This is a genomic window from Prosthecobacter sp. (assembly GCF_014879935.1).
Lineage (GTDB): Bacteria > Verrucomicrobiota > Verrucomicrobiia > Verrucomicrobiales > Verrucomicrobiaceae > Prosthecobacter.
In genome coordinates this window covers 1-10264 of record NZ_JACSRD010000211.1, presented here as the reverse complement: position 1 = coordinate 10264, position 10264 = coordinate 1, and the positions used below count along the sequence as shown (strand labels likewise).

The 10264-nt window shown below is 61.8% G+C and carries 11 protein-coding genes; 8 read left to right on the top strand and 3 right to left on the bottom strand.

The features are described 5' to 3' along the window. Positions 1-1447, bottom strand: a 1447-nt coding sequence (locus tag IAE77_RS24085) for a M56 family metallopeptidase (protein WP_294232228.1), incomplete at its 3' end; no start/stop codon positions are given. 175 nt (positions 1448-1622) lie between these two features. Continuing rightward, entirely contained in the window at positions 1623-2027 is a 405-nt protein-coding gene (locus tag IAE77_RS24080) for a BlaI/MecI/CopY family transcriptional regulator (RefSeq protein WP_294232227.1), read from the bottom strand. A gap of 115 nt (positions 2028-2142) precedes the next feature. On the opposite strand from IAE77_RS24080, the gene murA reads away from it, so the two are divergent. After that, complete coding sequence (gene murA, locus IAE77_RS24075) at positions 2143-3405, top strand: UDP-N-acetylglucosamine 1-carboxyvinyltransferase (protein WP_294232226.1); 1263 nt, start codon at positions 2143-2145, stop codon at positions 3403-3405. Between the two features lie 179 nt (positions 3406-3584). On the opposite strand, the gene IAE77_RS24070 is transcribed toward murA, so the two are convergent. Next, complete coding sequence (locus tag IAE77_RS24070; protein ID WP_294232224.1) at positions 3585-4448, bottom strand: LysR family transcriptional regulator; 864 nt, start codon at positions 4446-4448, stop codon at positions 3585-3587. Positions 4449-4529: 81 nt separating this feature from the next. Between IAE77_RS24070 and IAE77_RS24065 the strand changes: the two genes are divergently transcribed. The 7 genes from IAE77_RS24065 (at position 4530) to IAE77_RS24035 (ending at position 10062) form a co-directional block, all read left to right on the top strand. Continuing rightward, positions 4530-5354, top strand: a complete 825-nt coding sequence (locus IAE77_RS24065; protein ID WP_294232222.1) for a sugar phosphate isomerase/epimerase family protein — start codon at positions 4530-4532, stop codon at positions 5352-5354. Positions 5355-5380: 26 nt separating this feature from the next. After that, on the top strand, positions 5381-6532 hold the full coding sequence (locus IAE77_RS24060) for a Gfo/Idh/MocA family oxidoreductase (protein ID WP_294232220.1): 1152 nt from the start codon (positions 5381-5383) through the stop codon (positions 6530-6532). An 85-nt stretch (positions 6533-6617) separates the two neighbouring features. Continuing rightward, positions 6618-7394, top strand: coding sequence for an ABC transporter permease (locus IAE77_RS24055; RefSeq protein WP_294232218.1), 777 nt, complete (start codon positions 6618-6620; stop codon positions 7392-7394). A gap of 1 nt (position 7395) precedes the next feature. Then, on the top strand, positions 7396-8205 hold the full coding sequence (locus tag IAE77_RS24050; RefSeq protein ID WP_294232216.1) for an ATP-binding cassette domain-containing protein: 810 nt from the start codon (positions 7396-7398) through the stop codon (positions 8203-8205). Then, on the top strand, positions 8202-8681 hold the full coding sequence (gene mlaD / locus IAE77_RS24045; protein WP_294232215.1) for an outer membrane lipid asymmetry maintenance protein MlaD: 480 nt from the start codon (positions 8202-8204) through the stop codon (positions 8679-8681). The genes IAE77_RS24050 and mlaD overlap by 4 nt, the downstream gene beginning before the upstream one ends. Continuing rightward, positions 8678-9262: an ABC transporter substrate-binding protein gene (locus IAE77_RS24040; protein ID WP_294232213.1), complete on the top strand. Its 585-nt coding sequence runs from the start codon at positions 8678-8680 to the stop codon at positions 9260-9262. The genes mlaD and IAE77_RS24040 overlap by 4 nt, the downstream gene beginning before the upstream one ends. Continuing rightward, positions 9259-10062, top strand: coding sequence for a VacJ family lipoprotein (locus tag IAE77_RS24035; protein WP_294232211.1), 804 nt, complete (start codon positions 9259-9261; stop codon positions 10060-10062). The genes IAE77_RS24040 and IAE77_RS24035 overlap by 4 nt, the downstream gene beginning before the upstream one ends. Positions 10063-10264: the final 202 nt, after the last annotated feature.

Genomic DNA, 10264 nt, shown 5'->3' with positions numbered 1-10264 from the left:
CGCCTTTGCGGGCAGGAGTGCCCGCATCACGTTCCGCAGCGGGCTTTTTCATGCCTTCGCCGTCGCGGGTGCCGGTGCGTGGTTTTTCGCCATCGCGTTCGCCGGTGCGGGGCTTGTCGCCATCGCGTTCACCGGTCCGGGGACGTTCGCCGTCCCGCATGGCAGGTTTGCGAGCGCCGTCGCCATCACGATCTCCCGGTTTCCGCATGCCGTCGCGTTCACCGGTCTTGTTGGCTCCGCCTTCGCCATCGCGCATTCCGGGCTTCTTTTCTCCCGCTTCCCGTTCGCCATCGCCATTCCGGGCGGGAGCACCTTCCTCGCTGGCTGGTTTTGCCACGGATCCGCCCTCGCGCACCTTGGGCGGGACTTCCTTTTCAGCGGCCTGTGCCGTGGTGAACGAGTAGGCGGCGAGGCCACAGAGAGTGACGACGAGCAGGGCCTGGGTCATGGGATGGCGGGTGGCGGGTTGGGCGATCATGAGGATGCGTTGACGCAGGGTGGGGTGGTTGCGCACACATGGAGCCAACCCTGCGATGGCCGGTGGTGCAAAGAAGGTTTCCTGAATGCGAAGAAGCGTGTGGCCGTAGTCGAGTCGCTCGGACGGCGCGAGGATGGCGAGCGCTCCGGCATCGCAGCGCAGCTCGCGATCGGCCTGGAAGCGCGACACGACGAACCACACGAGCGGATTGAACCAATGCAGCGCCTGCACGGCGGTGGCGGCCCAATTCCAGAGGAGGTCGTGCTGCTTCACATGCAGCAGTTCATGAAGCATCACATGGCGAAGGCTGCGCTCGTCGAAACGCGTCTGCCAATCCTCCGGCAGCAGCAGTTTCGGCTGGCGAATGCCGACCATGGCCGGCGTGGTGCCTGCGGGCATGAGGACGATGCTGACAGGCTGTTTGACTCCGGCTTTATGCGCGAGACTGGCGACGAGAGCGCGAAGGCAAGGCGATGTGGCACGAGGGCGACGGCGCAGAACGGAGTCGAAGCGGCGCTGGCGAAGAAGGGCGGCGAGGATCGAGGAGGCAGCGCCCGTGAGCCAGATCGCGAGGAGAATCAGGTTCCCCGAAAGGATTCCCACCGATTGCCTTCGGCTGTCTTGCGGCTCAGAAAACCCACCGATTGATTCAGAGGTCCCAATCTGCGGGTTTTCTGAATCGGCGAGAAAAGAGGTCGTTTCATGACCATGCGCCGGGGAGACGATCACTCTTGATGACGAGACTGCCTGGGCCGTCTCACCGGCCTGGAGCCAGCCGCCGAGGCCGAAGCCTGCGGGGACGAAGGCTGGCAGCATGAGCTTCATGCCGACGAGCATCCACAGGCCGATGCGCCACGCGGGACTGAGCCGCGTGCCGAGCATCAGGCGCAGACCGAGCACGGCGAGGATGAGGAGGCTGGCCTCGATGGACGTGCGCTGGAGCCAGTGGAGAAGGGCTTCGGAGGTCATGGCGCGGTGGGATTGAAAATTGAGAACTGGAAACTGAAAATTGGAAATTGGGCGCTTACGCGGGTGGCGGAGCTACTTCTGACTTTTCACATCTGACTTCTCACGATGGCGCTGGGATCGAGGACGAGTTCGAGTAGGAGGACGAGGACGAGGACGAGGACGATTGAGAGCGTGGTTACTTCTTCAGTTTGCGCTCGGCCTGGGCGAGCACCTCACGAAGGGCGGCGAGGTCGTCTTTCGTGACTTCTTCGCGCTCCATGAGGCCGGTAACGAAGGGCGTGAGGCGGCCGTTGAAGACACGATCTAGGAAACTAACACTTTCCTCATGCTGACACTGATCCTGAGCAACGGCGGGCGTGTAACGGAACTCACGGCCCACGGCTTCGACGGCGAGAGCACCTTTCTCCGTGAGGCGGCGGATGAGGGACTGCACGGTGCGCGGTTTCCAAGCGAGGCGGCCTTCAAGTTCGCGCACGACCTCGCCGAGCGTGCTGGTGCCGCGTTCCCAGAGGACTTTCATGACGGTCCATTCGGCGTCAGAGATGCGGGGCGTGGCGGGGAGGTCGTCGTCGGAGGGCATGGTGGATTACAAACGTGATCCTGAGAGGATTACGGGTGTAATCCTGGATTCGCAAGAACTTTTTATCTGCCGGAGCTTGCCCCCGCGCCAATCCGCAGCACAAGACCATCATTCCATGGAAAAACTCATCGTACACGGCGGTGCTCCGCTGAAAGGTCGCATCAACATCAGCGGATCGAAGAATTCATCGCTGCCGATCCTCGCGGCCACGCTGCTCACCAAAGACACCTGCACCATCCGCCGTGTGCCTGACCTCAGCGACACCAATTACATGGTGCGCATCCTCGGTGAACTCGGTGCTGAAGTGGAGCGCGCCAGCGGCGTGGTGGTGGTGAAGGCCGAGAAGATCAAGTCCGTGGCGCCCTACGATCTCGTGCGCAAAATGCGCGCTTCGATCTGCGTGCTGGGGCCGCTCACAGGCCGCTTGAAGAAGTGCAAGGTGTCGTTGCCTGGTGGCTGCGTGATTGGCGACCGTCCGGTGGACCTGCATTTGAAGGGCCTCGAAGCACTCGGTGCGCAAATCACCGTGGAAGGCGGTGACATCGACGTGAACGCCAAGAAGGGCTTCAAGGGCGGGCCGATGAATCTCATGGGCAAACATGGCTCCACCGTGCTGGGCACCGACAACGTCATGATGGCTGCCGTGCTCGCCAAAGGCACCACAGTCATCGAAGGCGCTGCCGCCGAGCCCGAGGTCGAGGATTTGGCGAACTTCCTCATCCAGATGGGCGCGAAGATCGAAGGCGCGGGCACGAACCGCATCGTGATCGAAGGCGTGAAGGAACTGCACGGTGCGGAACACACCGTCATTCCAGACCGCATCGAAGCGGGCACCTTTCTCGTCGCCGGGGCGATGCTCGGTGATGGCGTCACGCTGCGTCGTGTCATGCCCGAGCACATGAAGGCGGTCACCGATGCGATGCGCAAATGCGGCTTCCCGCTCGAAATCACCAAGGACAGCATCACGGTGCGCCCGAATCCCGAGGCGAAAGGCTTTGACCTCACCACGCTGTGCTATCCTGGCTTTCCGACCGACATGCAGGCCCAGTTCTGCGCGCTGGCCTGCGTGATCAACGACGTCAGCACCATCACCGAGACCATCTTCCCGCAGCGATTCATGCACTGCGCCGAAATGAAGCGCATGGGCGCGAACATCGACCTCCAGGGCGCGACGGCACGTATCCGTGGTGGCATTGCGATGAAAGGCGCGCCGGTCATGGCCTCCGATCTGCGTGCGTCGGCCGCGCTCGTGCTCGCGGGCCTTGTCGCTGAGGGCAAAACCGAGGTGAACCGCCTTTATCACATCGACCGTGGCTACGAGCATCTCGACGAGAAGCTCGCCGCCCTCGGTGCGCAGGTGGAGCGCGTGCGGGAGTGATGACGTAGGCCGGATGTGTTTGGCGAAAATAGTTCGCCATTTTCCCATGCTTCTTCGCCAAACTATCCGGCTTTGGGTGGTGCGTCGATCCGTCTGGTTTGCGCAAGCCTTGAAGCCGGATAGTTCGGCGAAGAAGGCCTGTCATGCAGATCGCATCTGCTGCGCCGAACACATCCGGCCTACGTATCGATCATCCCCAGCAGCGCATTCGCAGCAGGCGAAAGCTCGCCGCCTTTTTTCCACACCGCGGCGATGTGACGCTGCATTTTGGGGTCACGAATCGTGAGGGCGCGAATGGTGGAGGGCAGGTGAGTGGCGGCGAGTTGCGGCACCACCGCGATCCCGAGTCCTGCGGCCACCAGAGCGCGGATGGTTTCGAGCTCGCCGCTTTCGCATGCGATCCGAGGTTCGAATCCGGCTTTGCGGCAGCTTTCCAGAGCCGTGTCACGGGCACGCCCCTTGTAGAAGATGAACGACTCCGCGGCGAGTTGTTTCAAGCTCACTTCCTTCTGCTTCGTCAGCGCATGCGATTTGGCCGCAAGCAGCACAAAGGGCTCGGAGATGATCGTTCGTGTGGCGAACGCAGCCTTGCTGGCTGGGAGTTGCAGGAAGCCGATGTCAGCGAGGCCGGACTCGACGCAATCCGCCACGCGTTCGGAGCTGTCCTCGATGAGCTGCAACTCCACCCGAGCATGCTCTTGGGCGAACTTTTGAATCACTGCCGGAAGCAGGCAGGCGCTCACACTGGGAATCGCCGCAATGACGAGTTTCCCACCACGCAGCTGCGCCACATCCGAAACCACTGCCTTCGCGGCCTCCGCTTGTAGTAGCAATGCCTCGGCACGTGGCTGGAAGGCTTTCCCCGCAGCGGTGAGCTGCGTTTCCTTGCGTCCGCGAATGAACAACGCCGTGCCCAGCTCCGCTTCGAGGTTCTTCATCTGCTGGCTCAGCGCGGGCTGTGCCATGTGCAGACGCTCCGCCGCACGAGTGAAGCTGCGTTGGCGGGCGATCTCCAGGAAGTAGCCGAGTTGGTAGAGTTCCATGAGCGAACATAGGCAATTCCGATGCGAGGCATCGCAAAATCATCTTTTTCTTATCACTGAGGCCGTCCACCATCACGCGCCATGAGCCGACTGTGCGTCCACACCATCACCACGAAGCCGCTGAGCCTCGAACAATGCCTTGCTGAGTTCCCGAAGCGCGGCGTGAGCGGCATCACCATCTGGCGGCAGGCGCTTGAAGGTCGCGATTTGGCCACCGTGAAGCGTCAGACAGCCGATTCGGGCCTGGAAGTGGTCAGTTTGTGCCGTGGGGGCTTTTTCCCGGCCAAATCGGCTGCGGATCGGCAAAAGGCAATTGATGACAATTTGCTCGCCATCGAGCAGGCGCACTCGATTGGCGCTCCGCTCATTGTTTTGGTCTGTGGAGCCGTTCCAGGGCAGTCGCTGGTCGAATCGCGGAAGCAGATCACCGATGGCATCGCGGCTTGTTTGCCTGCGGCGGAAGCGGCGGGCGTGAAACTCGCCATCGAGCCGCTGCATCCGATGTATGCCGATGACCGCAGCGCGGTGAACACGATGCGTCAGGCGCATGAGATTTGCGAGGCGCTCGGCTCGCCGAAGTCGGTGGGCATCGCGGTGGATGCGTATCACGTCTGGTGGGACCCGGAGTTGAAGTCGCAGATCGATCTCGCCGGCCAAACCGGCCGCCTGCATGCCTTCCACATCTGCGATTGGAAAACACCGACCACCGATCTCCTCAACGACCGCGGACTGATGGGCGAAGGCTGCATCAACATCCGCGAAATCAGCGACTGGGTGGACGCCACCGGCTTCACCGGACATCGCGAGGTCGAAATCTTCTCCAACCGCTGGTGGAGCGGCGATCAGGGCGAGTTCCTCGACAAGATCGCATCGGCTTACGGTCAGATTTATTCCAACAACCCCTGAACGGGCTGAAGCCCGAACTACAAACCATGAAAACACGCAGAATCGGCATCATCATGAACGGCGTCACCGGACGCATGGGCACCAATCAGCATCTGATCCGCTCCATCAAGGCGATCCGCGATCAAGGCGGGCTCAAAGTGGGCGACGACCTCGTCATCATGCCCGATCCGATCCTCACGGGACGCAATCACGACAAACTCGCGGCTCTCGCGGCACGCACGGGCGTGACGCGCTTCACCACGGATGTCGATGCGGCGCTCGCGAACGCGGATGACGAGATCTTTTTCGATGCCAGCGGCACGCTGCAACGCGCGGGCTTCATCGAGAAGGCCGTGATGGCGAAGAAAGCCATCTACTGCGAAAAACCGACCGCGGTGGAGACGGCCGATGCGCTGCGACTCGCGAAGCTGTGCGAAGACGCTGGCGTGAAAAATGGCGTGGTGCAGGACAAGCTGTGGCTGAGCGGCATCCGCAAATTCAAGCTGCTGAAGGATCAGGGCTTCTTCGGTCGCATCCTCAGTGTGCGCGGCGAGTTCGGCTACTGGGTCTTCACCGGCATGGATGCCGATCAGCCCGCGCAGCGTCCCTCGTGGAACTACCGCAAAGAAGACGGTGGCGGCATCATTGTCGATATGCTCTGCCACTGGCGTTATGTGATCGACAATCTGTTTGGCAAGGTGAAGGCCGTGAGCTGCATGGGAGCTACGCACATCCCGCAGCGTGTCGATGAGCGCGGCAAGAAATACGAATGCACGAGCGACGATGCCTGCTACGCGACCTTTGAATGCGAAGGCGGTGTGATCTGCCAGTTCAACAGTTCCTGGACGGTGCGCGTGCGTCGCGACGACCTGCTCACCATGCAGGTCGATGGCACGCACGGCAGCGCCATCGTCGGATTGCGCGATTGCTGGGGGCAAAGTGCCGGCATCACACCGCGCCCGATCTGGAACCCGGACATCCAGCAGCCGATCAACTTCTTCGAAGGCTGGCAGAAGGTCCCCGACGCCACGACCTACGACAACGCCTTCAAAATCCAGTGGGAAGACTTCCTGCGCCACGTCGTGCTCGACACGCCCTTCCCGTGGACCCTGCGCGAAGGTGCGAAAGGCGTTCAACTCGCCGAACTCGGCCTGCAAAGCTGGGCACAGCGGAAGTGGCTGCCGGTGGGCGAGTTGTAGGCCGTTTTGACCGATAAATAATGCCGTAACGGCTCGCTGCGTCGTTGCATGAACTCTCAGGCTGCGTGAAGGTACCTGTCATTGCATGCTGCGCATCGTCGGGAGACACACGCTTTCCATCGTCCACGCCCTGGGGGATTTTGCCCTTTTCATCGGGAGGTCGTTTCGTGCGTCCGTGGGATCGCGGAAACTGGGCCGTCGCATCGTGCGGGCCGGGTTTGAGCAAGGGGCTCGGTGCCTGCCGGTCATTCTGATTGTGGGCACCTTCACGGGACTGGTTCTTGGCTTGCAGGGCTACTATGTGCTCAACAAATTCGGCTCGGAAGGCCTGCTGGGCACGTTGGTTTCGCTGAGTTTGATTCGGGAGATGGGGCCGGTGCTGGCGGCTTTGATGATCGTGGGGCAGGCGGGCTCGGCCTTGGCCGCGGAACTCGGCATCCAGCGCAATTCGGAGCAGATCGCGGCGCTGGAGACGATGGGGGTGAGCAGTCACGCGTTTCTGGTGGCACCGCGTCTGATCGCGTCGCTGCTGGTGTATCCGATGCAGGCGGCATTGTTTGTCACGGTCGGTCTTGTCGGCGGCAGCCTGTCGGGTTCCGTGCTGCTCGGGCTGGAGTCCGGCACCTACTGGTCGGCGGTGGAGCGTGCGGTTGAGTCGCAGGACGTGCGCGAGTGCTTCGCCAAGGCGGCTGTGTTCGGCCTGCTGACGATCGGATTGTGCGCCTATCACGGCTTCAACGCCCATCGCTGCCGTTCGGCGACGGGGGCGCAGGCCGTCAGCGCCTCGACGACTCGGGCCGTGGTGCAGTCCTGCATCATCGTGCTCGCGGCGGATTACGTGATCACCTCCTTCCTCGTGTAACATGGCCGACGCCGCGACAGAACCTCTGCTCCATGTGGAAGGGTTGCATAAACGCTTTGGCGAGCATGCGGTGCTGGCCGGTGCCAGCCTGGATGTGCCACGGGGGCGCCTCGTGACGGTGCTGGGACGCAGCGGGGCGGGGAAATCGGTCTTTCTGAAGTGCCTGGCGGACGTGTTGCAGCCGGATGAGGGGCGGATCTGCTTTGATGGTCGTGAGTTGAAGCCCGGAGATGCGGCCGTGCGAGCCGAGTTCCGCCGCCGATGCAGTTTTCTGTTTCAAAGCAACGCCTTGTTCGATTCGCTGACGGCGCTCGAGAACGTGGCGCTGCCCTTGGAGCAAACGACGGACCTGTCTGACAAGGAGATCACGGAACGCAGCCTCGAAGCGCTGCGTCAGCTCGAACTCGACGGACACCGCGACCGCTATCCCGGTCAGATGTCGGGTGGCATGCAGAAGCGCCTGGCGCTCGCCCGTGCCATCGTGACCCGGCCGGAACTGGTGCTGTTTGACGAGCCGACCGCCGGCCTCGATCCGCTGAGGCGGAACGCGGTTTTCGCGATGATCGCCAAATACCAGCGGCAGTTTGGATTCACGGCAGTGGTTGTGACCCACGACGTGCCGGAGGCCCTGGTGGCAAGCGATCGCGTGGCGCTTCTTGACAAGGGGCGCATGTGCTTTGAAGGGACGCCGGCGGAGTTTTCCGCCTCCTCCGATGGCGTGGTGTGTGATTTCCGTGATAGTACCGACGCACTTGGCCGCACGCTTGCTGCCATCCGTCGTGGCGAAGCCCTCCAACCTGAAGACTCATGAAACAATCAAAGCTGGAACTCCTGGTCGGCATCTTTGTGGTGCTCGGGCTTGCCGCCATCGCCTACCTGACCATCAAACTGGGCGCGGGAGCGCTGGTCGGGGGAGACACGTATGAAATCGAGGCCCGGTTCACCAATGCAGGCGGCCTGAATTCCGGCAGCACGGTGGTGGTGGCTGGCGTCACGGTCGGCAGGGTGGAGGGGATTCGTGTGGATCCGGTGGATTTCAGCGCCATCGCCACACTGCGCGTCATGGCCGGGCTGAAACTGCCCACCGACACGATGGCCTCGATCAAGACGACCGGACTCATCGGCGACAAGTATGTTCTTTTGTCTCCGGGAGCGGACGAGACGTATCTTGCCACGGGCGAACGGATCACGATGACGGAGTCATCGGTCGATCTTGAGTCCTTGATCGGCAAAATGGCCTTCGGTAGTGTCGAAAAAGAATCCCCAGAAGAAAAACCCATTCCATGACCTCGCGTTCGTTCCTAGCCGCCCTGTTCACCGTCCCCTGGATCGCCATTCCGGCCTCCGCGCAGCCTGTAGACGCGCAACTGCGCCTGAAGTCAGCGGTGAATGAAGTCCTCGCCGTGGCTGACCGTGCCCCGAGCCGGAGCGCCCTGCCGGAGCGGGTGCGTCCGGTCCTGATGAAGCACGTCAGCTTTGAAACCATGACGCGCCGTGCGGTTGGTGTGGGCTGGCGTTCGATGACGGAGGACCAGCAGCGTCGTGCGACCCAGCTCTTCGCCACGCTCATCATCCGCAGCTACAGCAGCAAGTTCACGCCGGGCGAGCATCCGGCCATCACCTATCTCAACGCCGTCTCTCCGGCCGCAGGCCGCGTGGATGTGCCCACCAAGATGGTTTACAAGGGCAGCCACTACAGCGTGACCTACCGGATGGAGCAGGAATCGGGATGGAAGATCGCCGATGTGGTGATCGAAGGGGTCAGCTTGATCGCGAATTACCGCTCCCAACTGGATGCCCAATTTAAAAAAGGTGGCGCTGAGTCCGTCTTAAGCTCTCTTACGCAGTCCGTCTCCCGTCCTCAATGAAACCACACCGTCTCCTCCCGCGTCTCGCACTCCTGGCCGTCGTTCCGTTCCTGGTGGATTGTTCCACGACAGGCACGCCATCCCAGGCAGCCTCCACCGCACCGGCTGCAAGTGCGCCGAAACCCATCGGCACCAAAGTGGCGGACGCCAAGACGGATGAGCTGGACGATTACGACACGGTGGAGGTCGCAGATCCCTTGCAGCCCTTCAATCGCGGCATGTTCAAGGTGAATGACGTGCTCTACACGGCGTTGTTCCGCCCGATCTCGAAGGGCTATGAATTCATCCTCCCGAATCCCGTGCGGAAGGGCATCGACAACGCCTTTGAGAATGTGAAATACCCCGTGCGGTTCGTGAACTGCGCTCTTCAGGGCAAGTTCAAGCGTGCCGGGCAGGAGACGGGCAAATTTGTGGTGAACACGGTTGGTGGCGTTGGTGGCGTGTTCCAGACGGCTGAGCGCATTCCTTCTCTGGCAAACGTTCCTGCGGAAGACTTCGGCCAGACACTGGCGACCTGGAAGATCGGCCATGGCCCCTACATTGTGCTGCCCCTGTTCGGACCGAGCAGCGTTCGCGAGACCGTCGGTCTGGTGGGCGATTATGCTGCCAATCCGGTCAACTGGCCCTATCTCTACTGGAAGACTGGCGATTGGGACATGGTCCCGCCCTCAGCCAACACACTGCGTTCGCTGCCGGGCCAGCTCGAGACGTATGACTCGGTCACGAAGGACGCTGTGGACCCCTACATCTCCGCCCGCAGCTTCTACATCCAGAACCGGGCCGCAGAAGCGCGGAAGTAACGATCCGCAGTCATTCCTCACATCCCAAAGCTCTGTGGAAATCCGCTGGCTTTGGGATTTTTCATTTCGGGCTTCGTGTGCCGCTGAAGGCCCGCCGCATCGTCTCCGCGACTGTGATTTGAGCCATGAAATCTGGCGCTTCGCTATGCTGGGTGGGTAAAAGCTGAAGGGATTTGCAGGTCGAGACGGCCGGCCATCCAGT